Raw genomic sequence first — 23158 nt, forward strand, 5'->3', positions numbered from 1 at the left:
AGTTTAAAGGTTAGAAAACAAAAAATACTTCTTGCATCCTAACCTTTAAACTTTTGAACAGGTAAACTTTTATTCTCAGAACAGCCCGTACAACTGACTATCCACCTTGCTGATTATATCGCCGAAGTCTTCTTCTTTTTCGGCGAACTTGTTCTTATCGACATCAATTACGAGCAGTGGACCTTCGGTGTACGCACCGATCCATTTGTTATAATATTCATTCAGCCTCTTGAGGTAATCAAGACGGATGTTCTCTTCGTATTCCCGGCCGCGTTTCTGTATTTGCCCCACAAGTGTAGGTACAGAGGCATTGAGGTAAATGAGCAGATCAGGTGGCTGTACAAGGGTTTTTAGTGTCTGAAAGAAATTGAAGTAGTTATCAAAATCCCTTTTGCTCATGAGGCCCATTTCATGAAGATTGGGGGCAAAGATGTTGGCATCTTCATAGATCGTTCTATCCTGTATGACAGTCTCGGTTCCCCGCTGGATGTCGACCAGTTGCTGAAGGCGGCTGTTCAGGAAGTAGATCTGGAGGTTGAAGCTCCATCGGGGCATGTCTTCATAAAAATCCATGAGGTATGGATTATGATCCACGTCCTCGAAGTTGGGGATCCATTTATAATGCTTGCTGAGCATTTCTGTAAGAGTCGTCTTTCCCGCACCGATATTTCCTGCTACTGCTATATGCTTTGGTTTCTTTGATTTTGCCATAAACGCAAATGTTGACACGAATCAGCGCGAATGAACGCGAATCGTCGCTAATAAAAATATTGATTTATCTGGTGTTTTTGCATTCAAGCAAAGAAATATTAGTAATAATTGAGTCCCATTGCTTCACGGACGAGTGACATGGTAGCTTGTGCGCTGGCACGGGCTTTTGCGGCGCCTTTTTCCATCACCTCCTTTAGGTACGCTTTGTCTTCGCGGATAGACTCAGCTTTTTCCCGGATCGGTGAGATGAACCTGATCATATCTGTCCACAGTTCTTCTTTCAAATGTCCGTACTTGATGGAGCAATCATTGTATGCTGACTCATATTTCTGAAGTGTTTCTTCGGAACTGAACAGCTTAAGAAGCAAAAACAAATTTTCGATATAATCAGGCTTTGCTGAATTAGGTTCAGTAGGGCCTGAATCAGACAACGCTTTTTTCACTTTTTTTATGATCAGATCATCGCTGTCAGAAAGATAAACTGTCGCCATTTGATTCTCACTCTTGCTCATTTTGCCTTTACCATCCAGGCTCGGCACTTTGACCAGGTCAGACCCATAGTTAAATGCATGCGGTTCCGGGAATATTTCATCATACCGGTGATTAAAGCGGTTAGCGAAATTCCTGGCCATCTCCAGATGCTGTTCCTGGTCTTTACCCACAGGAACGAGCGATGCGCGGTGAAGGATGATATCTGCAGCCTGCAGAACCGGATAGGTCAGGAGGCCGGCATTGATATTATCCGGATGCTGACGGGCTTTGTCTTTAAAAGTCACTGTTCTTTCCAACTCACCGGTATATGCCAGCATGTTTAAGTACAGGTATAACTCCGAGGTTTCATAAACATGGCTCTGGCAAAACAAAGCTGCCTTATCAGGATCCAGTCCGCACGCGATATTTTCCGACAGCACACGATGTACATTTTCCTTCAACTCTTTTGTGTCAGGATGCGTGGTAAGCGAATGCAGGTCTGCCACCATAAAATAGCATTCAAACTCATCCTGCATGCGTACATAATTGCGGAGAGCCCCGAAATAATTCCCCAGGTGCAAAAAACCTGTAGGCCGGATCCCGCTCATAACGATTTTCTTTTCCATAACGCTGATGCCGGTTATTTAATTCCCGGCTTTCTCCCTTTCTGGGATGGCGTTTTACCACCTCCCGAAGGGGCGGCGAAGATAACGAGAGTTTGGCGGTCAGAAGCAGGGCGCGGGGGTTTAGTTGGAAGATTCCTGGTGAGGGTGATCGATGGCCGATGACCGATGGCAGATGGCCGAAATCAAGCAGCAAACAGGAATCTCCTGTATTTATGGAAATCTCCCCTTCGGGCTAGCGTGTACCCATAAGTATTTGAATGGCGTAAAAGGAACGCGGCGGACGATACGCGACGTACGCAGCGATACGCGACGTACGCAGCGAAAACAGCCATAGCAGACTTTGTATTCGCCGCGCGCGTCGCGTATCGCCGCGTCCGCCGCGTTCCTTTACGCCATCAAGCTATCAAGAAATTATTCGGTCATACAAAAGGAAAAATGTGGGTGCACGGCAGCCTTGGGGGGCTCCGCATTTTTTCGGAACTGTCAAACTGCGGAGCCCGGCCATCGGTCATCGGCCATCGACCATCGCACAACGAACATTATCCTCTATATTTGTCCGATGGAAATCAACGACTCCATGGTAGACAAGCTGGCTAAACTCGCAAAGCTCCGTTTTGACGACAATGAGAAAATTGAGATCAAAACGGACCTGCAACGCATGATCAGCTTTGTGGAAAAACTGAATGAACTGGACCTTGAGGGCGTTCAGCCGCTGCTTCATATGAGTGAAGAAACAAATGTGCTGCGCGAAGACGAGATCAAAGGTTCCGTCGGCCGGGATAAAGCCTTGCTGAATGCACCGTTGCATGATGATCAGTTTTTCAAAGTACCCAAAGTAATCAGGAAATAACCACGACTGCCTAACGATCCTATTATGAGCAATGCATCTATCATACACCTGGAAGAGATCCGCAAATCCTATTTCATGGGGAAAAATGCCCTTGAGATACTAAAAGGCGTTTCGTTAGACATTCATAAGAACGAATATGTGGCCCTGATGGGGCCATCAGGCTCCGGGAAAAGTACGCTCATGAATATCCTCGGTTGCCTCGATACCCCCACCGGAGGGAAATATGTATTGAACGGGCAGGACGTTAGTAAAATGGACGATAACTCCCTCGCCGAGGTACGGAATAAGACCATCGGCTTCGTATTCCAGCAATTCAACCTGCTGCCCAGGCTGACCGCCCTCGAAAATGTGGCGCTTCCGCTTGTTTACGCAGGCATCAGCAAAAAGATCAGGCAGGAAAAAGCCCTGCATGTGCTTGACATGGTAAATCTTACCCAACGCAGCCACCACAAACCGAATGAGCTCAGCGGTGGACAATCCCAGCGTGTTGCGATCGCCCGTGCACTGGTGAACGATCCGGCTCTCATCCTTGCCGATGAACCCACCGGTAATCTGGATACCAAAACCTCTTACGAGATCATGTCCATCTTTGGCGATATCCACAGTCGCGGCAACACCGTCGTCCTCGTTACACACGAAGAAGATATCGCTAATCACTCCAAACGCATTGTCCGGCTTCGTGACGGCATTATTGAAAGTGACCGCCCAACGGAAAGGATGTCGAATGCAGTGCATTCGTAGACCGTTCCCGGTGGTCTCTTTCAACATCTAAACCACTCCAACATGGCATTCAAGATCTATACAAAGACAGGTGACAAGGGTACTACTTCCCTGATAGGCGGAACAAAAGTATCCAAAGCGCATTTTCGCATAGAGGCGTATGGGACGGTGGACGAACTGAACTCCTACATTGGCCTTTGCAAAGACCTCCTGGATGGGATCACTGCCACTGATGTGCTGCAGGAAATACAGGACAGGCTGTTTACAGTCGGTTCTTCGCTGGCGTGTGACCCGGAAAAAGAGACAAAGATGAAGATCCCCGATCTGAAAGAGGAGGATATTACGCTGCTGGAAAAGGAAATGGACAAGATGGATGAGACGCTTCCCGTAATGAAATCCTTTATTCTTCCGGGCGGTCATCCTACGGTATCACAATTGCATGTTGCGCGCTGTATTTGCCGCAGAGCCGAACGGGCCTGCGTCAGATTGCAAGCCGCGGGAGAAGAGGTGGATCAGATCGTGATCAAATATATCAACCGCCTGAGCGATTATCTTTTCACACTTGCCCGTTTTGCGGCGCATCTTTTACAGGTACCGGAAACGCCATGGCGTCCCCGCATAGACAGGGGTTAGCCTTAACGCTGCACGGGATCTTATTGAACCGGTTCCATGATGGTCGCTCTCATTTATGCATCGGCCGGCGTTGCCTCTATACGGCCGTCACGCATCCGCAGAACGCGGTCGCTGAGCTGGGCAAGTTCCTCATTATGCGTTACGATCAGGAAGGTCTGGTTAAATTGTTTCCGGAGATCAAAAAATAACTGGTGAAGATCACGGGCATTGGCAGAATCCAGATTTCCTGTCGGCTCGTCGGCAAACACGATCCCGGGCTTGTTGATCAGTGCCCTCGCCACGGCAACACGTTGCTGTTCGCCCCCGCTCATCTCATTAGGCTTGTTTTCCATCCGATGTGAGAGCCCCAGCATTTCGAGCAATCTCTCCGCCTCTGCTTTCACTTCAGCCTTTTTACGGCCCGCCAGCCACCCCGGAATGCAAACATTCTCTATAGCAGTGAACTCAGGTAATAAATGATGGAACTGGAATACAAAACCGATATGCTGGTTGCGGAACAGTGAAAGTTGTTTTGGGGTCAGGCTATGGCTCATCTTTTTCTGATAGGCCAGTTTGCTGTCTATCACCGTGGAGGAAGCAAGGCTGTCATGCCAGGTAACAGGACGTTTGGAGAATCCGCTGATAAATTCCAATGGAAGAAATCGGCAGACCGAACGGATCAGGCAGATCAGAAAGCCCGGCCTGGTTGCTTCCGCCTCAACGATCACCTTGGTTTGTGTGATGAATTTTGCCAGTGTGCGGCCGGTGCTCCATTCCATCAGGGTGTAATAAAGAATGATAATTATACCCAGGTAGAGGTAGGTGACCCAGGAGAATCCTGCCAGCACGTCCCCAACAGAAGCCAGGGCAGGATCAGCGTCTGATAGCTGGAAACCTGTGATCTGGGCGATCAGAAAAGCAATTGTACCCGATAAAACAATGTCAATCAAAAGGTTGATCGCTCGTTTCCACCATGCGGCAGGCGGCGGATTGAGCTGCGGTTGATATTCGATCGTTTTACCGCTGACTTCGATATGCCCCTCATCCGGCCGGTCTAATGTGCTCAGAATGTGTAATAAAGTACTCTTCCCCGAACCGGATGGCCCCACAATTGCGACAACCTCCCCTTTATTTATTTCCATGTCCACACCCTTCAACACTTCTACAGTCCCGTATTTTTTATGAATATTCGCGCCTTTGATCATCTTGGAAAGGGTTTTGAAACTCAAATATCCATAAAACCAGCCCCCCGGCAAAAACCGGAATGGGTATAAAGTTGCTTTTTATGAATTCCCTGCAATCTGTGCGCAACTATTGATTTGGAAAATTCGTTAATAAAATTAGTTTTGCGGGAAATTTGGGGTCGGCTGACCACCCCGAACTCCCGGATTTCAAAAACTTAAAACCTTTCGAAAGATGTTTTGGACCTTAGAACTTGCTTCGTACCTGGAAGATGCGCCGTGGCCGGCGACTAAAGACGAGCTGATTGATTATTCTATCCGGAGCGGTGCTCCAATCGAAGTGGTGGAAAATCTTCAGGAACTGGAAGATGAAGGCGATGTGTATGAAACGATCGAAGACATTTGGCCGGATTATCCAACGCAGGATGACTTTCTGTTCAATGAAGACGAATACTAAGAAAAGTAAAAATTAAAAAGTCAAAATTAAAAATGAGTGTCCTTTACGGGAACATTCTTTTGATGTATCTGCTTTATAAAAAAAGCCCTCCTGTTGGAAGGGCTTTTTTTAATTTCTACTTTTTCACTCGACTCCCAGCTCCCGCATCGTCACCCTCACGCGTACATTCTTTTGATATATCTGCTTTATTAAAAAAGCCCTTCCAAAAGGAGGGCTTTTTTTAATTTTTACTTTTTAATTTTTAATTTTCACTCCACTCCCAGCTTCTGCATCACTTCATTACTTACTCCCGTAGTAGAATAGCCACCATCATGGAACAGGTTCTGCATCGTTACCATGCGGGTGAGATCTGAGAATAATGTGATACAATAGTTAGCACAATCTTCTGCACTGGCATTGCCCAAAGGAGCGATCGCATTGGCATAATCATAGAAATCGCCAAACCCTTTGATACCCGTACCGGCTGTGGTTTTGGTGGGAGATTGGGATACAGTATTGATCCGGACTTTTTTATCGAGGCCATAATGGTAACCAAAGCTCCGTGCAATGGACTCAAGCATTGCTTTGATATCAGCCATATCTGTATAGAACGGGTAGGTACGCTGTGCCGCCATATAGGTCAGGGCTACGACACTTCCCCACTCACTGATCGCATCAAGCTTTTTAGCCACAGCAAGCATCTTGTGGAATGACATTGCCGATACATCGATGCCTTTCATGAAATATTCGTAGTTGGACTCTGTGTAAGGGATATTCTTGCGGATGTTCACACTCATGCCGATAGAGTGAAGAACGAAATCGATCTTACCACCAAGGATCTCCTGTGAACGGGTGAAAAGCGTTGTCAGCTCATCCACATTCGTTGCGTCTGCAGGTACGATCTCAGAACCGGTCTGTTCCGCCAGTTTCTTGATCTCTCCCATCCGCATGGCAATCGGTGCATTGGTCAGTACAAAAGTTGCACCTTCCTCATGCGCTTTTTCAGCCACCTTCCATGCAATAGAATTGGCGTCAAGCGCGCCGGTGATAATGCCTCGTTTACCTTTCAAAAGATTATAAGCCATAATTTTATTTTTATAAATGCGGGTAAAGATAAAAAGTCAGCATTCAAAAGTAAAAATTAAAAAAATGTCCATGGGAATATGCAATGCCCGCCCGAAACGGAATGGACCTGATTTGTATTCCGTGCAGGTTAGCTGTCCCGGAGAAACTGGTAAACCAGCGCTAACGCCGTAAAAGAACCAAAAAACAGGCCGGCGCAAACTAAAAAGAATAATACAGCATAAGCCAGGATATCTCTTCCTCTTGCACTATCCTGGATCTTCTCGTTGAAATACCTGAACAACCTGTAACCAGCGAAGAGTGCAAACCCTGCGACTATCACCGTCAGTACTATTTTATAGATCGCCGACATTTCAACGTTTTTATTGATCGGGCATCCCGGTTACAAGAAAAAGGACTTCAACCAGCCGGTTATTTTTACTTTTTACTTTTTGATCTTTAGTTCGAGAGCATTTCTCTCGCATTCTCCAGCGCTGCTGCCGTTGGTTTTTCTCCACTCAGCATCTGAGCGATAGCAGTTACCCGCTCCTCTGTTTTCAATTCCCGGATATTCGTCTTTATTGTATCCTTTACTTTTTCCTTATACACGAAATAATGTGCATCAGCCTTTCCTGCAATCTGAGGCTGATGTGTAATGCAGATCACCTGGCGTTTCAATGCCAGCCCCTTCATGATGATCCCCACCTGCTTCGCTGCTTCACCGGAGATCCCTGTATCGATCTCGTCAAAGATCATTGTAGGCAGATCAATACTTTGTGCAACCAGTGATTTGATGCATAACATCAGGCGGCTTAACTCACCCCCACTGGCTACCTTGCGCAGTGGATGGAACTGCCCGCTTTTATTAGCGTCGAAAAGAAACTCGATCACATCTGCACCAAATTCACGAAGTTCATCTGCACGGACATCTACCCTGATCCTGGCATTGGGCATACCAACCTGCACCAGCAATTTGTTTACTTTATCTTCCAGCGGCTTTACTTCTTTTACTCTTGCTGCGGTGATCTTTTTAGCGAGCTTCCCGGCTTCTTCAAAAAGGCGTGCAGATTCTTTTTCTTTCTGTGTGATCTCTTCGTCAATATGCAAAACAGCCTGAAGTTTTTCTCCTAATTGCAGCTGAATGGCAATGAGCCCCGCTGTATCACCAACACCATGCTTCTTCTGCAACCGGTAACCCATCGAAAGACGGTCATTCAGCTGCTCTATCTTTACAGGATCATAATTCACCTGACTGCTGACCTGCTCAAATTCGTCAGCCAGATCCTGCAACTCGATCTGCAATGACTGTAACCGCTGCGCCAGTGGAGGAAGGCCCGGATGAAATGCTTCATAAGAATGTACCTGATGCAACAGGCTTTTCAACTGCGGCACTAAAGGAGATTCACTTTCCTGCAATTCGAAATTAATCTTATCCAGCATCGTCTTGATGCCTTCTGCATTGCTTAGCATCTTCAACTCCGCATCAATATCTTCCAGTTCGTTTTCTTTGAATGCCGCTTCTTCCAGTTCATTATACTGGAACTGCTGATAATCGGCCTCCTTATTAAACTGCAGTTGCTGATCCTTTAAAGACTCCCATTGCTTTTTTGTCTCCTGCCATTTGCGATAGACCACCATATATGATTGCAGCAGTTCTCCGTTACCCGCAAGAGCATCCAGCACCTCCCGTTGAAAATCGGTATCACCTATCTCCAGCGTATCAAACTGCTGGTGAAGATCAACCAGTAAAGAACTCAGTTCATTCAATTGGGATAAAGTGACCGGCGTATCGTTAATGAATGCGCGGCTTTTGCCACTTGCAGCGATCTCCCTTCTTACCACCACTTCTTCCTGCAAATCAAATTCATTATCCACGAGGTATTGCTTAATAGCCTTCTTGCTTCCGGCAACAAAGGTCCCCTCTACTATACACTTTCTGTCTTTACTTACCAACACGCCTGAGTCAGCCCGCTGGCCAAGTATCAGACCAAGCGCACCCAGTATGATCGATTTACCCGCACCTGTTTCACCTGTAATAATATTGAGCCTCGCCGAAAAATCAATTTCCAGCTCATCTATGATCGCATAATTCTGTATCGAAAGAGTTCTCAGCATGCCTGCTAAATTAAGCTAAGAGTTTGAAAGAGGGAAAAGAGGAAAAGGAGTTTTGTAAAGGAGTGTCAAACTTTTCAATCCAGCAGATTTTTGTACTGGAAATTTATCCTTCAACTTAGAATATTCTCTTTCCCCTGTAGCCAAATAAAACCCCGTTGCGACCGAAGCCGAACGGGGAAAATAAAAAAAAGAAAAAAATATGTTTATCTAAGAGATCTCAGCGACGTTGTAAGATCAGGATCCTCCCTTTCCTCCTTCGCCTCTTCATCCTCTTAACTAGGCGATCTCTACAGCGTTGTGCAGGTCTTCGTCAACCAGGATACGTCCGCAGTTTTCGCAGATCATCACTTTTTTGTGTTGTTTGATCTCGCTCTGTTTTTGTGGCGGGATGTAGTAGAAGCAACCACCGCAGGCGTCACGTTCAACCGGAACTACTGCCAGGCCGTTGCGGTAGCTTTTGCGGATCTTTTCGTAGCTCACGAGCAAGCGCGGATCAACATGTTGTTTTGCCTCTTCAGCCTGGGCAGCAAAATGTTTCTCTTCTTTTTCGTTTGCAGCGATGATCTTTTCAAGCTCACCTTTCTTTGTAGACAGAACGCCTTCTTTTACCGCGATGTTCTTTTTTGCTTTTTCAAGCAGAACAGCTTTTTCAGAAATTTCTTCCGTTGCGTCCTTGATATGTTTTTCAGCAAGCTTCACTTCAAGCTGCTGCATTTCGATCTCTTTATTGATAGCTTCAAACTCGCGGTTGTTCTTTACATTGCTGCTTTGTTTCTCGTATTTCTTTACGAGTTCTTCCGCTTCTTTGATCGCCGTTTTCCTTTGCGTAATAAAATCCGTTACACCATTGATCTCCTCTTCGATACGCATCTGGCGGGCGTTCAATCCCTGGATCTCATCTTCAAGGTCCGCAACTTCCATAGGAAGCTCTCCTTTCAGGATACGGATCTCGTCCATTTTGCTCTCGATCTTTTGCAGGGTAACTAAAGAAGTAAGTTTTTCCTCTACAGAAAATTCTTTAATGTTTGCCATGTATTGATTATAGTTTGAAGTTTGTTTGGCCGCTTTTCAGCAGACCCGGCTTAAAAATACTGCACAGGATTGGTATTGACAGAAGTTTTAAGGACGGCAAAGGTAGGGAATTTTTCCTCTAAAACCTCTTGCAGCAAGGCTATGGTGAATTGTTCGCTCTCATAATGGCCTATATCAGCGATCACCATGCGGCCTTCGGCATCAAAAGACTCGTGATATTTCATATCAGCCGTGATATACATATCGGCCTTTGCTCTTAATGCTTTGGAAATCAGAAAACTACCCGCACCGCCACAGACTGCTACGGTTTTGACGGATCTGCCTGTCAATGGTGTATGACGGATAACCTTCAGTCCGAAAATCTCCTTTACCCTTTCCAGGAAAACAGTCTCCTCCATCGCAGCTGGCAGTTCTCCTACCATCCCGGAGCCTATTTGAGGATGCCTGTTTACCAGGGCAACGACATCAAATGCTACTTCTTCGTACGGATGGCTGCCTTTTAAAGCCGCCACGACAGGGGATTCAAGGTATGCCGGAAAGACGACCTCGATCTTTATTTCCGCCTCACTGTGCCGTACATCCTGTTGTCCCACATAGGGGTTTGAGCCGGGTCCCGCCCGGAAGGTTCCGCTTCCCTCCGAGTTAAAACTGCATTCGCTATAGTTTCCGATCTGACCCGCGCCGGCTGCGAACATCGCCTGACGGACCTGCTCCGCCTTGTCTGCCGGTACGAATGTGAACAGCTTCTTCAATGTATGTTCTTTCGGATCAAGGACCATCAGCTTTTGTAAACCCAGCAGGGCTGCCATACGACCGCTCACACCGTGCTGCACGTTATCCAGATTTGTATGGATCGCATAGATCGCAATATCGTGTTTGATCGCCGCGATGACCGTGCGTTCCACATAATTATGTCCGTTGATCCTCTTGAGCCCCCGGAAAACGATCGGATGATGTGCTACCACCAGGTTACATTTTTTCGAGATCGCTTCGCTGATCACCTCTTCTGTGACATCCAGCGAACAGATCACACCTGTACATTCCCAGGAAGGATGACCGATGATCAATCCCGCGTTATCATACGTCTCCTGAAGAGAGGGATGTGCTACGGACTCAAGAAAGGAAATGATCTCTGCAATAACAGGCATTGAACTGGATTTGTTGGATTTGTTGGATCAATGGGATTCTGCCCGGCAAATTAAACGTTATATTTAAGATGGTAATCCTAATAATCCAACAAATCCAATAAATGCCCGTCCAATGGCGATACGGTTTATCCGCAATCTGCGGGAAAAGATTATTTTGACTTTGGGGAAAACCGAGCAGGAGTCAACGAGCAGGTACAGGCAGGCGAAGTTGTCATGGCAAAAGAAGAAAGCGATCAGAGGGAGCATACGCAGCGCATTGCTGGTAGGCCTTGGTGTGTTATCTGCCGGTTTTGGATTGAAAGGCTTCCTTATGCCGAATAACTTCATCGATGGTGGAGTAACGGGCATCTCATTGCTGATAAATGCCAAAACACAGATCTCACTTTCGGCTATGATCATCCTGATCAATATTCCCTTTTTGTTGCTGGGCTGGCAACAGATCAGTAAAGGTTTCAGCATCCGTAGTATTGTTGCGATCTCATTGCTGGCTCTTGCCATTGTCGTCATCCCCTACCCGATCGTTACCAATGATAAGCTGCTGGTGGCAGTGTTCGGAGGTTTTTTTCTCGGAGCAGGCATCGGGTTAACGATCCGGGGCGGCGCCGTGATCGATGGCACGGAGATCCTTGCCATCTTTCTCAGCAGAAGACGAAGCCTGAGTGTAGGCGATTTTATTCTGGTATTCAATATCCTGATCTTCTCATTTGCCGCTTATTTGCTTTCTCCGGAAACAGCACTCTATGCGATACTTACTTATCTCGCGGCTTCAAAAACGGTCGACTTTATCCTGGAAGGGGTTGAAGAGTTTACCGGCGTTACGATCATTTCTCCAAGAAGTGAAGAGATCGCCACTTTTATCAAACAAAAAATGGGGCGCGGCCTGACCGTTTATTCCGGCCGCCGTGGATTCGGCAAGAGAGGGGAAAGCGATATAGCCACGGATATTCTGTTCACTGTTGTAACCCGCCTGGAGATCAGCCGGCTTACCAATGAGGTGGAAAAGATAGACCCGAATGCCTTTATTGTTATGCAGAGCATTAAAGATACCCGGGGAGGAATGGTGAAGAAGCGACCGTTGAAGGAATGAGACAGGGGAGGCAGAAGGGAGAAGGTTTAAAGGTTTAAAAGTTTAAAAGTTTCAGGTTTCAGAGATTCCTGAGGTTTTATCGGTTTCAGGGGTTTCAGAGGTTGATATCCCGCAAAAGGTTTAACAGAACCGGGGGCTATGACTTCCCGGGGGTGGGTTAATATATTCGTCGCGCGCTACGATCCTTGACCGCTGCGCGCGCCATGACACGTTCATTTCCGCGCGCTGATTCATTCATCGCTGCGCGCGCAGGGCAGAAATGGGCATACGACAGCAACCGCATTGCTGCGTTTGACTGTCGTCGCCCACTTTTTCAATTGTATCATTCCACAATTCCTATCTCATTCTTCTGTTTTTTGATCATAGATGCAATAAAAAAACGCACCGCCCTTTTCAGGACTGCCCTCCTCCACCAGTCCTGAAAATGACGGTGACTAAGAAATTTCTCTGTTGTAAAGATCGCTTTAGGCAAAAGGGAATCCATGGGAAAAAGACAGGATCTTCCGGGAAAATAACGGAAGTATCGCGGTGAATAAACGACCGGTAACATAAGCCAAAGAATTCCATCCCGGATTTTAAAGATGATCCATGAATGGTCCTCACAGCTCAAGTTCCCGATTGTCAGTTTTCTTACCCCATGTCCCAAAACCGTTAATCCTGCCGGAGCCCAGGAAGTAGCCTCTTTCTTACCATTGCTTATCCTGTTCTGGGAGCTTATCTGTCCGTTCACCCTTCGTTCGCCCTCCGTTATTTTATGCTGAATGAACGGAAGATGAACGGAGGAACAAGGAAGGATAGAGCCATTAAGAAGTTTTTCTCTCTCCTGAAAAGTACGCCTGATCAGCCGGCAAAACGGTCTGATATGGCCGTGTTTTAAACCCGATACCGTTTTTGCACTTGATCTGGCTCCTGTCTTCCGGCATTATTGCTACGAACAGGAATTTGTCCAGAAAGGCGGAGCCTGACTGGGCTTCCAAAAATCGTAACACCCCGAATGAGAGAAGACCTTGTAGCTAGACGTGGCTGTTTAAACAGTTTGCGATCCGTCCTCTCCCGCTTTTTCCTTATATTTAATAACACGATTGTAAACCACCTGATCATGCTTCAAAGAACAAAAGGACGCCTTTTGCTTGCGCTACTGGTCATAACTGGTATGGCGGGCACACCCGGGAATATGACTTTGTCGGCTGAAGAGCGGAAGTTTTGTGTGGGACAATTGAAAAAGTCGCGGAATGAGCTGATCAGTTCGTTGAATAAATTATCCCCGCAACAACTTAGCTTTCACCCGCCGGATCACAGTTCAAGCATCCAGGAGCATATTTATCACCTGGCCATTACGGAAAAGGCGATGGATGAAAAACTTCAGCTGGCCATGAAAAGCCCGGCTCCGCTAAATGAACGGCTGGACGTCCACTATTCCGATAGCCGGCTACTGGAACTTGCTTCCACTACCGGACATGATCTTTTCCCAGACGCCACTACAGGATCATATGCGTTCAACTGGCCATCAGCCGCGCTTGCACTGGAATCTTTCAAAATTACCCGGACCAGCCAGGCGAAGTATATCCGGAATACAACGGAAAACTTTCGGAATCATGTTGTTCAGACGGAAATCGGCAACATTGACTGCTATCAGTTGCTGCTGATTATGCTTAGCCATTCAAACTATCACCTTCAGCAGATCAGGGAGATCATGAATCACAGCATGTTTCCCGGTTCCTGATATACATTGCCTCCCGGTAAACCGTTTGCCGGAAGGGATTTTCCACATATCAAATGGCAATACTACGTTTGCACCGATCCGGGCATCTGTTTATCTTGGGTTCAAACTCCAACGATGAAAAACCTGCTAACCCTGACGGTCATGGCTTTCCTGTTACTAGCATCAACGGGCTGCAAAAAAATAATTGACAAGCAAAAAGAAAACTTCGTGCTCTCCGTGATGAGCGACGGCCAGTGGAAGGTCACCCGGTTCATTGAGGCCAAAGACACGATCACCAGCCAGTTCTCCGACTACTCATTCCAGTTCAACCGCGATTATACTGTTGATGCGATCATTAACGGTGCCATTGAAAACAAAGGGACCTGGGAAGGCAACCCTGAGACAATGGATATCACAGCTGATTTCTCCAACCCGGCTGAAGCGATCGGAAAGATCAATGGTACCTGGCGCATCTACCAGCACAGCCTTAGTTATGTAATGGCCTCTCAAACTGAGTCGGGTATCGAAAAATATCTTCGACTGGACAAAAAATGAACCTGTATGAATGCAAAAGATCTGGTCGATGGCCGATGACCGATGACCGATGACCGATGACCGAAATCAAACAACAAACAGGATATCTCTTGTGCTTATTAAATTCTCCCTTGGAAGGAGATAGTTGTTTTTTTGTGAATTATCAAACTGCGGAGCCCGGCCATCGGTCAAATCCAGCACAAATCCTTCGCTTAACGACATTGGCGGACCGGGCTGCGCCAGTACACTTCCTGTTATTTTGAATACCATCCGGAGGGTATAATTTAGATAGTTACACTTATAGGAATAGTTTTTGCTATTTTCATTTCTGTCCGCCTAAACTATTCTCTACTGAGAAAACTACCACTTACTGTCTTGCCGAAGATGCTTTGCACTTTTGGGCTTGCTTTGCTTGCAAGTTGTTGTGTATTTGCGCAAACACCTTCTGCAAACTTCACGGCCAATGCCCTCAGCGGATGTTCGCCTCTGATCGTACAGTTCCAGGATCTTTCCTCCGGCTCCCCCGCGTCATGGTCATGGGACCTTGGGAATGGAAGTGTTTCGTCTCAGCAGAACCCGCAGGCAACTTATTTTACTCCAGGCACTTACACGGTCAGACTTACTGTTACAAATGCGACCGGGACCAATACGCTGACCCGGACACAGTACATTACCGTCTTTGCGCCGCCTGTCGTCAACTTTTCGGTCAGCCAGCAAACTGGTTGCTTTCCCCTCAGAACCCAGTTTACCGATCTGTCGACTGCTGCCGGTGGTGGCTCCATCGTCAGCTGGTTGTGGGACTTTGGAAACGGAGTTACCTCCACTTTGCAAAACCCGTCTGCAGTATACCCGATAGCCGGAAACTTTGCAGTGACGCTTAAAGTGACAGATGATAAAGGTTGCAGCCGCATTCTCGGCAGAAGCAGTTACATCACAGTTACCCCGGGCGTTGTTGCATCGTTTACCCCTGTTCCCGCGATCGCATGCGCAGCACCGGCAACGATACAATTCAATAATACGACAACAGGTCCCGGAACGATCTCCTATCAGTGGGATTTTAGTGATGGGGGTACCTCTGCCACGATCTCCCCTTCGCATCTGTTCACAAATACCGGCAACTACCCGGTTACAATGGTGGCTACCAGTAGTGCTGGTTGCCAGGACACGGTACGCACCAGTGTTGCTGTCGGCGGATTCAACAGCTCATTTCAGTCGGAGGCCTCTGTTTGCCCGGGAACAGCAACTACATTTACCAATACTTCTTCGCCTTCACCGGACAGCGTCCGCTGGTCTTTTGGTGACGGCACTTTCTCGAACGACAGCATGCCGGTGCATAGCTATGCAATAGCAGGTACGTATACTATCTGGTTATATAATTACTATGGCAATTGCATTGATTCAGTCAGCAGGCAAATTAGCGTCGTAACCCCACCTGTTGCAGATTTTAATGCCACAGGGACAGGAACCTGCCAGCAGTCGCTGACCACTACATTCCAGGACCTTTCAACGGGAGCAGTGAGCTGGTCATGGGATTTCGGAGATAATTCGACTTCGGCTGTTCAGAATCCTACGCATACATATAATGGTCATGGAGACTACACAGTAACGCTGATCGTTACTAATAGTGCGGGGTGCAGCGATACCTTGACAAGACCTGCTTTGGTACGACTGCAACGTCCTCAGATAACTGTTCCCCAGCTTCCGGCACGAGGTTGCATTCCTTATACGTTCTCTCCTACTCCCGTCATTAATGCAGTTGATGCGATCGTCTCCTATAACTGGGATTTTGGAGACGGGAATACTTCCACGCTTCAGCAACCTACAAATATCTATACAGCACAGGGTACTTATACAGTAAAGCTCTATTTTACAACTTCAACAGGCTGTAATGACAGTGCGATCTTTAACCAGTCAGTAGTTGTCGGCTCCAAGCCTGTTGCAGACTTTACGGCAACTCCTCTTGAAGCGTGTGCAACGGAAAGGATCAATTTCACCAATTTATCTGCTCCATTCACAGAATTGTTCTGGAGTTTTGGTGATGGGAATGCTTCTGCCGATCCGAACCCTTCTTATTTGTATAAAGAAGCCGGGTATTTTAGTGTTCAGCTGATCGCCACCAATAGCGGGTGCAGCGATACAATGATCAAAGCTAATTACATCCATATCCTTCCTCCTATTGCAAGATTCTCTTCGCTTCCTGATTGTGGCAACCGGCTTTCCGTCACATTTACTGATCAATCGACCCTGCCACAAACCTGGTTATGGGAATTTGGCGATGGAACTACTTCAAATCTGCAGAATCCGACGCATGTATTTCCCTCACTTGGAACCTATATTGTAAAACTTACGGTTACAAACGGAACATGTTCAAATTCGTATGAGCGTTCTATATCATTGATCAACCAGATGCCGGATTTTACCGCCGATGTCAATGAGCTATGCAAGGGTGCTCAGGTAACGCTTACGCCGGTAAACGTTGATCCGGCTGTAACGATCGGGTTTTTATGGCTGTTTGGTGATGGGACCCAGCAATTCAGCAACAGCAATGCGCCGATCTCTCATGCTTATTCCAACGCCGGGACCTATAATGTAACCCTGATCGCCATAGATCTAAATACCTGCAGGGACACGCTGGTAAAAACTGCTTTTATCCGGGTGAACGGACCGACCGCAGATTTCGTTGCCCAACCTCCCGGCGGATGTACTGGCAGTCCTATCTCATTCACCGATCAATCCCTGACCGATGGAACACATGCCATTACCAGCTGGACCTGGGATTTTGGAGACGGAACTACTCAAACATTTACCGGTGCTCCGTTTTTACATACGTATTCTCTGAGCGATACATTCACGGTCAAACTTTCCGTCAGAGATGCCATAGGATGCTCAGATAGCATTACCCGTATAAACTATATCATTACAACCAAACCTGCTATTTCTTTTACAATGTCATCCCCAACCAGTTGCCCGGGAGGGAGGATCTCGTTTGTCAACACCACAACTCCTACACCTTTCAGCAGTTTCTGGGATTTTGGCGACGGTAATACTTCCGCATTATATAATCCCTTTCATGCTTATGCTGATACGGGTCGTTATGCAGTGAAACTTATTTCAACGGATTCTTCTGGGTGCGTTGATTCGCTTGTTGATTATGTGAACGTGATCCGGCCCCGTGCAAGTTTTTTGGTGAGCGATTCTTTCAGCGCCTGCGTGCCGCTGGAGGTTCAATTCACAAATACATCGGTTGGTGGAGTCGAATCATTCTGGGACTTCGGACCGGGAGAAGGAAACTCCGGGATCCAGGATCCTATCCACTTTTACTCGACTCCGGGAACGTACCGTGTGAGACTTTTGATGAAAGCGATAGGAAATTGTTATGACTCGGCGTTTGTAACGATCACGGTACTTGACACAGCAGGTCTTCGGTTCAATTATACACCACTGCAGGGCTGCAATCCTTTACAGATAGATTTCTCTGCAGCAGGGCCCGTGTCCACCCAGTCCTATTTCTGGGATTTCGGAGATGGGACCAGCCAGTCAAACACACCAAATATCTCGCATGTCTACCAGTCTTTCGGAAATTATCTGCCTAAGGTAGTGCTGCTCGATCCTCCCGGTTGTGTTATCCCTGTTACGGGAATTGACTCCATCCGGATCAGGGGCGCGAATCCACTGTTTGGCGTATCCGATTCAGTGCTATGCGATGCCGGGCTTGTAAACTTTACCGACTCTACAACATCCAGTGAGCCCATCACCTCCTATTCATGGAATTTTGGAGACGGAGGCACATCCACAGAACAACAGCCCTCCCATTATTATAGTACACCCGGCAGTTATACTATTACTCTTACAACGTCAACACAAAGTGGTTGCGTGAACAGTTATACCAAAACAATGGGGGTGCGGGTGATTGCAAGACCCGATATTGCGATTTCCGGAGACAGTACATCCTGTATCTATGATTCGATCCGTTACTCCGGAATATTCTTACAGCCCGATACGTCAGTGGTCACCTGGCAATGGAACTTTCCTAACGGGAACACTTCCAATGTCCAGAATCCTCCTGCGCAAACGTTCCAGACAGGTAGCTATACGGTGTTTGCGTATGCGACCAATAGTGACGGATGTATTGATACTGCCACAAGAAATCTCACCGTCTATCCGCTGCCTACCATCACCATGCCAGGGCAAATGACCATTGCCGTTGGCTTTGCCGACACAATTCCCGCGTCTTATTCCGCCGGAGTAAATCAGTGGAACTGGACACCGCCTTATGCATTAAGCTGTTCCAATTGCCCCAGACCTGTTGCATCACCCAGATCTACAACAACCTACCAGGTTGCATTCAGCGACATCAATGGTTGCAGGAATACAGGTACGATAGAAGTGGTGGTGATCTGTAAGGATGCCAATTTCTATATACCAAATACATTCTCCCCTAATGGCGATGGAAACAATGACCGGTTCTATCCCAGGGGAAGAGGCCTGTACCTCATCCGGTCAATGCGCGTATTCAATCGCTGGGGAGAAGTAGTATTCGAGAACAGGAGCTTTGCCGCAAATGATGCAAATGCCGGCTGGGACGGCCGGTTCAGGGGCAACCGTGCTCAACCCGATGTATATGTTTACCAGATAGAAATACAATGTGATAACGGGGAAATGATCAAATTATCCGGCGATATCGCCCTTATACTTTAAAACATGCGTATGAACAGGAAATACAGGATCCGTGTTGTAGGGCTTTGCCTGTTCGCCTGCGCAGGATTTTTTACGGCGAAAGGGCAGGATGTACATTTCTCACAATTCTTTGAAGCTCCGCTTCAGCGCAATCCTGCGCTGGCTGGCATTTTTACCGGTGATATCCGCGCGCAGGCCGTGTTCAGAGATCAGTGGAACAGTGTGACCAATGCTTATAAAACAGCTTCGCTGAATGGAGAATACCGTTTACCGGTAGGTAAAGGAGATGATTTTGTTACTACCGGTGTTCAGTTGCTTTATGACAGGGCAGGCACGATCGGGTGGACGACCATCCAGGCATTTCCCGCGCTTACCTACCATAAATCAGTAAGCGCTGATCATAACCGGTATCTGTCTATCGGCTTTATGGGAGGCTGGGTGCAACGTTATTTTGACCGCGCAAAAATGACCACCAACAGTCAGTACGATGGTCTCGGAGACGGAGAGCCGCTGACCAATACACGTTTCTCCTACCTGGATGGAGCGGTAGGCATGAGCTATAATGCCACGCTTAAAGATAACCCGGAGAATAATTTTTATCTCGGCGCTGCGTATCATCATTTCACAAGGCCCAATCAATCATTTTACCGTGATCCATCCATAGAACTCAATCCGAAATGGGTGTTCTCCGGAGGCCTCCGGTTTGGCGTATCTGAGTATGCATACCTTACCATTCAGGCAGATCACTCGCGTCAGGGCCGTTATGCTGAAACTATTGGCGGTGCGATGTACGGGCTGAAGATCGGCGGGGATCCGGATAATCCGGACTATGTCCTTCATGCAGGCACTTACCTCAGGCTGAATGATGCGCTGATCCCTGTGATCAAGCTTGACTACATGCCATTTTCCTTCGCATTAAGTTATGATGTGAATGTATCAAAATTGCGGACAAGCAGTTATGGACGTGGAGGGATCGAACTGTCTGTTTCTTTTATCAAATCGCTTGACAGGAATAATGCGAGTTTGAATGCAGTGAAGTGTCCAAAGTTTTGAGGCGTACCGCAGACCGTGGATAAGGACTTGTTCATTGAACGGCTGTCTGCCGTCCGTGGTCCAATCCCCCTATCTTTATAAAAATTTCATCATGAGTATCACTAAAGGTCAGAAAGCTCCCGACTTCACTTTATATGACGAAACTAAAAAACAGGTATCCCTGGCAGATCAGAAAGGCAGTAACGTGCTGCTGTTGTTTTTTCCGCAGGCATTCACAAGTGTCTGTACTAAAGAACTGTGCGGTGTGAGAGACAATATTGCACTCTACAGCAATGCCAGGGCAAAAGTTTTCGGCATTTCTGTTGACTCGGTTTTCACGCTTGCGCAGTTCAAAGAAACGCAGCAGTATAATTTCCCTTTGTTGAGCGATTTTAATAAAGAAACATCCCGCGCCTATGGATGCATTTATGAGAATTGGGTGCTTGACATGCACGGCGTCTCAAAAAGAGCGGCATTCGTGATTGACGGGAATGGTGTAGTCCAATATGCAGAAGTGTTGGAAAATGCCGGCGAAGTCCCGGATTTTACCCAGATCGATAAAATCCTTGCAGAACTTCAGTAAAAAATTTTGTTAAATACATTTTAATTTAACTCGTAACTAACTATTTTTCAATAAAGTATATTTTCACGTACAATTACGTTGCAGGAATGCCAAAAACGGTATATTATTGGAAAATAAAAGTAAATTTGTTTCGTTGAAGCGAATTCTATCCATATTAACCGTCATGCTTTTCGCCGCTGCTCAGGTCAGTGCCCAGAACAATCGGGGGCCAATGACAGAGCAGCTGCCGGGAAAGATCGTAAAGTTGTATCCCAACCCTGCCAAGTCTTATATCACTTTCGATTTTGATAAGGACCAGCAGAAAGGCCGCACCATCACGATCTATAGTTTTTTGGGTAAAAAAATGTATGAAGGTCAGACCGTAACTGAGAAAACAACAGTTACGCTGAATGACTATAACCGTGGAATGTATATCTACCACCTTACTGATGCAGCGGGAAAGATCGTTGAGTCGGGTAAGTTCCAGGTGACGCAATAAGTAGTTTAAAAGTTTAAGGGTTTAAAAGTCTAATGGTTGCCTCAGTGCTAACATTAAACTTTTAAACCCTTAAACTTTTAAACTATTAAACCCTTTATTGCACCTGCACAATCAGAAACTTCAGATACTCGGTATTGTCCATTCCCCAGATGATCGGATGGTCCGAAGACTGTGCTTTGAACGTCACCTGCCGGATCTTGCGACGGGCATCTTTTGCGGCCATGTCAATGATCTGGAGGAATAATTCAGGATTTACAAGGTTGGTGCAGGATGAAGTGACCAGGAATCCTCCGGGTTTGATCAGCTTCATACCACGCAGGTTGATCTCTTTATAACCGGTGATCGCTTTCTGAATGGTCTCACGGCTTTTGGTGAACGCTGGCGGGTCAAGCATTACCACATCGTATTGTCTATTGTCTTTTCCCCATTGCTTCAGCACATCGAATGCGTTGGCCGCCTCGAAACGGACAATGTTCTCCAGCCCATTCAGCGCGGCGTTCCGGTTTGCCTGTGCGACGGCATTTTCAGAAATATCAAGACCAAGTACGGATTTCGCACCGTAATGAGCCGCATGAATTTCGAATGTTCCTGTGTAAGTGAACGCACCGAGAACATCCGCATCTTTTACGATATGACGGATCGCACGGCGGTTATCCTGCTGATCAAGGAAATAACCCGTCTTTTGTCCGTTCTCTATATCTACATGAAACTTAAGTCCGTTTTCATTAATGATGATCTTCGGGTCAAAAGGCGCCGAAAGAAATCCTTTTTGCTGGGTCAATCCTTCCAATTCCCGAACCGGCACATCATTTCTTTCATAGATCCCTTTCGGTTGGAAAATGGTGTTCAGTGCATCCACTATGGCAGGTTTCCACTTGTCGATACCCAATGCGATGGTCTGGATCACCAGATAGTCATTAAACTTATCAATAATGCATTGTGGCAATCCATCCGCTTCGCCAAAAACCAGGCGGCAGTTTTCGGTATAGCCAATCTTCTGACGGTATTCCCAGCATTCACGGATGCGGCGAAGAAAGAACTCCGCATTGATCTCTTCGTTTTTCTGCCTGGTCAGCAGTCGTACAAGGATTTGCGACTTCGGGTTGATATATCCCTTGCCAACAAATTTTTTATCATGTGTAAACACCTCAACGGTATCGCCCCCTTCAAAATCTCCCTCCGTTTTTTCCACCTCATTGGCGAATATCCAGGGGTGCCCGTTCGCGATGCGGGGTGCTATCTTGCGCTTTAGAAATACTTTGTGCATAAGCCTGCAAAGGTAAGAGATGGCCGATGATCGATGACCGATGGCTGAAAGAAATCGTGAAATTCGAAGATAGGTTAACAGTCATCAAACGATCTTCCGGCTGGCTGTCACTTGTCGGCCAACGGCCAACCGACAACGGCAACGAACAAAGTTGCAGTCTCCCCAACCAGAAACGGCCAATTTGTCCCAATCCTTCCCTTGGCAATATTCTTGACTAGCTTACCTTTGCAAACAATTTGTAAAAAATGGCAGAAAAAGACGTACAAGATCAAGTGAATCAAACTCCGGAGGAAAATAGCGGAGTGGATATCAATACCGATGATAATCAATCGATTGGCGATTCTGAGCTTGAAAAATTGAAAGCAGAACTGGATGCCAGTAAAGACAAATATGTCCGCCTGGTGGCTGAGTTCGATAACTTCCGCCGCAGAAGCGCGAAAGAGAGGATCGAGACCATTCAGACGGCAGGCCGGGAAGTAATCAAGGACATGCTCGATGTACTCGATGATTCAGACCGGGCACAAAAACAACTCGATAAATCTGACGATAAACAGGTTCAGGAAGGTGTATCACTGGTATTCAACAAACTTCGTAATACACTGCACTCGAAAGGCCTTAAACCGATGGAAACGATCGGTAAGGACTTTGATGCAGACCTGCATGAAGCGATCACAGAAATACCCGCTCCTACTGAAGAATTAAAAGGCAAAGTGGTGGACGAAGTAGTGAAAGGCTATTATCTGAATGATAAGATCATTCGCCATGCAAAAGTTGTAGTGGGCAAATAAAACATCCGCCATCATCCATGCATTTTTGCATGTTCTATTTTACAAG

Annotated in this window: 22 protein-coding genes; 12 read left to right on the forward strand and 10 right to left on the reverse strand. The window is 46.8% G+C overall.

Annotated elements, in window-relative coordinates; genetic code table 11:
• Nucleotides 1–75 precede the first annotated feature (75 nt).
• Both LZZ85_RS08685 and trpS read right to left on the reverse strand, forming a co-directional pair.
• On the reverse strand, nucleotides 76–711 hold the full coding sequence (locus LZZ85_RS08685) for a deoxynucleoside kinase (protein WP_237870693.1): 636 nt from the start codon (nucleotides 709–711) through the stop codon (nucleotides 76–78).
• Nucleotides 712–809: 98 nt separating this feature from the next.
• Nucleotides 810–1808: a tryptophan--tRNA ligase gene (trpS, locus tag LZZ85_RS08690; protein WP_237870695.1), complete on the reverse strand. Its 999-nt coding sequence runs from the start codon at nucleotides 1806–1808 to the stop codon at nucleotides 810–812.
• A gap of 559 nt (nucleotides 1809–2367) precedes the next feature.
• Here trpS and gatC point away from each other — a divergent pair.
• From gatC to LZZ85_RS08705, 3 genes are read left to right on the forward strand one after another with little or no spacing between them, the layout of a single operon-like run.
• Complete coding sequence (gene gatC, locus LZZ85_RS08695) at nucleotides 2368–2658, forward strand: Asp-tRNA(Asn)/Glu-tRNA(Gln) amidotransferase subunit GatC (protein WP_237870697.1); 291 nt, start codon at nucleotides 2368–2370, stop codon at nucleotides 2656–2658.
• Between the two features lie 24 nt (nucleotides 2659–2682).
• On the forward strand, nucleotides 2683–3399 hold the full coding sequence (locus tag LZZ85_RS08700) for an ABC transporter ATP-binding protein (protein WP_255724024.1): 717 nt from the start codon (nucleotides 2683–2685) through the stop codon (nucleotides 3397–3399).
• A gap of 42 nt (nucleotides 3400–3441) precedes the next feature.
• The gene (locus tag LZZ85_RS08705) at nucleotides 3442–4011 is read left to right on the forward strand and encodes a cob(I)yrinic acid a,c-diamide adenosyltransferase (protein ID WP_237870699.1); all 570 of its coding nucleotides are present in this window, start codon (nucleotides 3442–3444) and stop codon (nucleotides 4009–4011) included.
• A gap of 53 nt (nucleotides 4012–4064) precedes the next feature.
• Here LZZ85_RS08705 and LZZ85_RS28585 read toward each other — a convergent pair whose 3' ends face one another.
• On the reverse strand, nucleotides 4065–5195 hold the full coding sequence (locus LZZ85_RS28585) for an ATP-binding cassette domain-containing protein (protein WP_284698422.1): 1131 nt from the start codon (nucleotides 5193–5195) through the stop codon (nucleotides 4065–4067).
• 211 nt (nucleotides 5196–5406) lie between these two features.
• Here LZZ85_RS28585 and LZZ85_RS08720 point away from each other — a divergent pair, with 211 nt between their 5' ends.
• Nucleotides 5407–5628 carry a DUF2795 domain-containing protein gene (locus LZZ85_RS08720; protein WP_028787673.1) on the forward strand — a complete coding sequence of 74 codons (222 nt, stop codon included), beginning with the start codon at nucleotides 5407–5409 and terminating at the stop codon, nucleotides 5626–5628.
• Nucleotides 5629–5876: 248 nt separating this feature from the next.
• On the opposite strand, the gene LZZ85_RS08725 is transcribed toward LZZ85_RS08720, so the two are convergent.
• The 5 genes from LZZ85_RS08725 to LZZ85_RS08745 all read right to left on the reverse strand — a co-directional run bounded on the left by LZZ85_RS08725 (nucleotide 5877) and on the right by LZZ85_RS08745 (nucleotide 10964).
• Nucleotides 5877–6692, reverse strand: coding sequence for an enoyl-ACP reductase FabI (locus tag LZZ85_RS08725; RefSeq protein WP_237870701.1), 816 nt, complete (start codon nucleotides 6690–6692; stop codon nucleotides 5877–5879).
• A 128-nt stretch (nucleotides 6693–6820) separates the two neighbouring features.
• Nucleotides 6821–7042 carry a hypothetical protein gene (locus tag LZZ85_RS08730; RefSeq protein ID WP_237870703.1) on the reverse strand — a complete coding sequence of 74 codons (222 nt, stop codon included), beginning with the start codon at nucleotides 7040–7042 and terminating at the stop codon, nucleotides 6821–6823.
• Between the two features lie 86 nt (nucleotides 7043–7128).
• The gene (gene recN / locus LZZ85_RS08735) at nucleotides 7129–8784 is read right to left on the reverse strand and encodes a DNA repair protein RecN (protein ID WP_237870705.1); all 1656 of its coding nucleotides are present in this window, start codon (nucleotides 8782–8784) and stop codon (nucleotides 7129–7131) included.
• Between the two features lie 276 nt (nucleotides 8785–9060).
• A complete protein-coding gene (locus LZZ85_RS08740; protein WP_237870707.1) occupies nucleotides 9061–9816 on the reverse strand; it encodes a zinc ribbon domain-containing protein in 756 nt (251 codons plus the stop codon).
• Between the two features lie 50 nt (nucleotides 9817–9866).
• Complete coding sequence (locus tag LZZ85_RS08745; protein ID WP_237870709.1) at nucleotides 9867–10964, reverse strand: Nif3-like dinuclear metal center hexameric protein; 1098 nt, start codon at nucleotides 10962–10964, stop codon at nucleotides 9867–9869.
• A gap of 112 nt (nucleotides 10965–11076) precedes the next feature.
• Between LZZ85_RS08745 and LZZ85_RS08750 the strand changes: the two genes are divergently transcribed.
• From LZZ85_RS08750 to LZZ85_RS08760, 3 genes are all read left to right on the forward strand, one after another.
• Entirely contained in the window at nucleotides 11077–12051 is a 975-nt protein-coding gene (locus LZZ85_RS08750) for a YitT family protein (protein ID WP_237870711.1), read from the forward strand.
• 1099 nt (nucleotides 12052–13150) lie between these two features.
• A complete protein-coding gene (locus LZZ85_RS08755; protein WP_237870713.1) occupies nucleotides 13151–13774 on the forward strand; it encodes a DinB family protein in 624 nt (207 codons plus the stop codon).
• Between the two features lie 114 nt (nucleotides 13775–13888).
• Entirely contained in the window at nucleotides 13889–14308 is a 420-nt protein-coding gene (locus LZZ85_RS08760; protein WP_237870715.1) for a hypothetical protein, read from the forward strand.
• Nucleotides 14309–14374: 66 nt separating this feature from the next.
• Here LZZ85_RS08760 and LZZ85_RS08765 read toward each other — a convergent pair whose 3' ends face one another.
• On the reverse strand, nucleotides 14375–14557 hold the full coding sequence (locus LZZ85_RS08765; RefSeq protein ID WP_237870717.1) for a hypothetical protein: 183 nt from the start codon (nucleotides 14555–14557) through the stop codon (nucleotides 14375–14377).
• 114 nt (nucleotides 14558–14671) lie between these two features.
• Here LZZ85_RS08765 and LZZ85_RS28590 point away from each other — a divergent pair, with 114 nt between their 5' ends.
• From LZZ85_RS28590 to LZZ85_RS08795, 4 genes are all read left to right on the forward strand, one after another.
• Entirely contained in the window at nucleotides 14672–18985 is a 4314-nt protein-coding gene (locus LZZ85_RS28590; protein ID WP_284698424.1) for a PKD domain-containing protein, read from the forward strand.
• 9 nt (nucleotides 18986–18994) lie between these two features.
• The gene (locus LZZ85_RS08785; RefSeq protein ID WP_237870719.1) at nucleotides 18995–20017 is read left to right on the forward strand and encodes a PorP/SprF family type IX secretion system membrane protein; all 1023 of its coding nucleotides are present in this window, start codon (nucleotides 18995–18997) and stop codon (nucleotides 20015–20017) included.
• 91 nt (nucleotides 20018–20108) lie between these two features.
• Complete coding sequence (locus LZZ85_RS08790; protein ID WP_237870720.1) at nucleotides 20109–20579, forward strand: redoxin domain-containing protein; 471 nt, start codon at nucleotides 20109–20111, stop codon at nucleotides 20577–20579.
• Nucleotides 20580–20790: 211 nt separating this feature from the next.
• On the forward strand, nucleotides 20791–21057 hold the full coding sequence (locus tag LZZ85_RS08795) for a T9SS type A sorting domain-containing protein (RefSeq protein WP_237870721.1): 267 nt from the start codon (nucleotides 20791–20793) through the stop codon (nucleotides 21055–21057).
• Between the two features lie 94 nt (nucleotides 21058–21151).
• On the opposite strand, the gene LZZ85_RS08800 is transcribed toward LZZ85_RS08795, so the two are convergent.
• The gene (locus LZZ85_RS08800; protein WP_237870722.1) at nucleotides 21152–22324 is read right to left on the reverse strand and encodes a class I SAM-dependent rRNA methyltransferase; all 1173 of its coding nucleotides are present in this window, start codon (nucleotides 22322–22324) and stop codon (nucleotides 21152–21154) included.
• A 245-nt stretch (nucleotides 22325–22569) separates the two neighbouring features.
• Here LZZ85_RS08800 and LZZ85_RS08805 point away from each other — a divergent pair, with 245 nt between their 5' ends.
• On the forward strand, nucleotides 22570–23112 hold the full coding sequence (locus LZZ85_RS08805; RefSeq protein WP_237870723.1) for a nucleotide exchange factor GrpE: 543 nt from the start codon (nucleotides 22570–22572) through the stop codon (nucleotides 23110–23112).
• Nucleotides 23113–23158 lie beyond the last annotated feature (46 nt).

It is taken from the genome of Terrimonas ginsenosidimutans, assembly GCF_022012415.1.
Taxonomy (GTDB): Bacteria; Bacteroidota; Bacteroidia; order Chitinophagales; family Chitinophagaceae; genus Terrimonas_A; species Terrimonas_A ginsenosidimutans.

Coding starts and splice junctions, on each gene's coding strand:
- LZZ85_RS08685 (WP_237870693.1), bottom strand. CDS start 711: ATGGCAAAATCAAAGAAACCAAAGCATATAGCAGTAGCAGGAAATATC.
- trpS (WP_237870695.1), bottom strand. CDS start 1,808: ATGGAAAAGAAAATCGTTATGAGCGGGATCCGGCCTACAGGTTTTTTG.
- gatC (WP_237870697.1), top strand. CDS start 2,368: ATGGAAATCAACGACTCCATGGTAGACAAGCTGGCTAAACTCGCAAAG.
- LZZ85_RS08700 (WP_255724024.1), top strand. CDS start 2,683: ATGAGCAATGCATCTATCATACACCTGGAAGAGATCCGCAAATCCTAT.
- LZZ85_RS08705 (WP_237870699.1), top strand. CDS start 3,442: ATGGCATTCAAGATCTATACAAAGACAGGTGACAAGGGTACTACTTCC.
- LZZ85_RS28585 (WP_284698422.1), bottom strand. CDS start 5,195: ATGATCAAAGGCGCGAATATTCATAAAAAATACGGGACTGTAGAAGTG.
- LZZ85_RS08720 (WP_028787673.1), top strand. CDS start 5,407: ATGTTTTGGACCTTAGAACTTGCTTCGTACCTGGAAGATGCGCCGTGG.
- LZZ85_RS08725 (WP_237870701.1), bottom strand. CDS start 6,692: ATGGCTTATAATCTTTTGAAAGGTAAACGAGGCATTATCACCGGCGCG.
- LZZ85_RS08730 (WP_237870703.1), bottom strand. CDS start 7,042: ATGTCGGCGATCTATAAAATAGTACTGACGGTGATAGTCGCAGGGTTT.
- recN (WP_237870705.1), bottom strand. CDS start 8,784: ATGCTGAGAACTCTTTCGATACAGAATTATGCGATCATAGATGAGCTG.
- LZZ85_RS08740 (WP_237870707.1), bottom strand. CDS start 9,816: ATGGCAAACATTAAAGAATTTTCTGTAGAGGAAAAACTTACTTCTTTA.
- LZZ85_RS08745 (WP_237870709.1), bottom strand. CDS start 10,964: ATGCCTGTTATTGCAGAGATCATTTCCTTTCTTGAGTCCGTAGCACAT.
- LZZ85_RS08750 (WP_237870711.1), top strand. CDS start 11,077: ATGGCGATACGGTTTATCCGCAATCTGCGGGAAAAGATTATTTTGACT.
- LZZ85_RS08755 (WP_237870713.1), top strand. CDS start 13,151: ATGCTTCAAAGAACAAAAGGACGCCTTTTGCTTGCGCTACTGGTCATA.
- LZZ85_RS08760 (WP_237870715.1), top strand. CDS start 13,889: ATGAAAAACCTGCTAACCCTGACGGTCATGGCTTTCCTGTTACTAGCA.
- LZZ85_RS08765 (WP_237870717.1), bottom strand. CDS start 14,557: ATGGTATTCAAAATAACAGGAAGTGTACTGGCGCAGCCCGGTCCGCCA.
- LZZ85_RS28590 (WP_284698424.1), top strand. CDS start 14,672: ATGCTTTGCACTTTTGGGCTTGCTTTGCTTGCAAGTTGTTGTGTATTT.
- LZZ85_RS08785 (WP_237870719.1), top strand. CDS start 18,995: ATGAACAGGAAATACAGGATCCGTGTTGTAGGGCTTTGCCTGTTCGCC.
- LZZ85_RS08790 (WP_237870720.1), top strand. CDS start 20,109: ATGAGTATCACTAAAGGTCAGAAAGCTCCCGACTTCACTTTATATGAC.
- LZZ85_RS08795 (WP_237870721.1), top strand. CDS start 20,791: ATGACAGAGCAGCTGCCGGGAAAGATCGTAAAGTTGTATCCCAACCCT.
- LZZ85_RS08800 (WP_237870722.1), bottom strand. CDS start 22,324: ATGCACAAAGTATTTCTAAAGCGCAAGATAGCACCCCGCATCGCGAAC.
- LZZ85_RS08805 (WP_237870723.1), top strand. CDS start 22,570: ATGGCAGAAAAAGACGTACAAGATCAAGTGAATCAAACTCCGGAGGAA.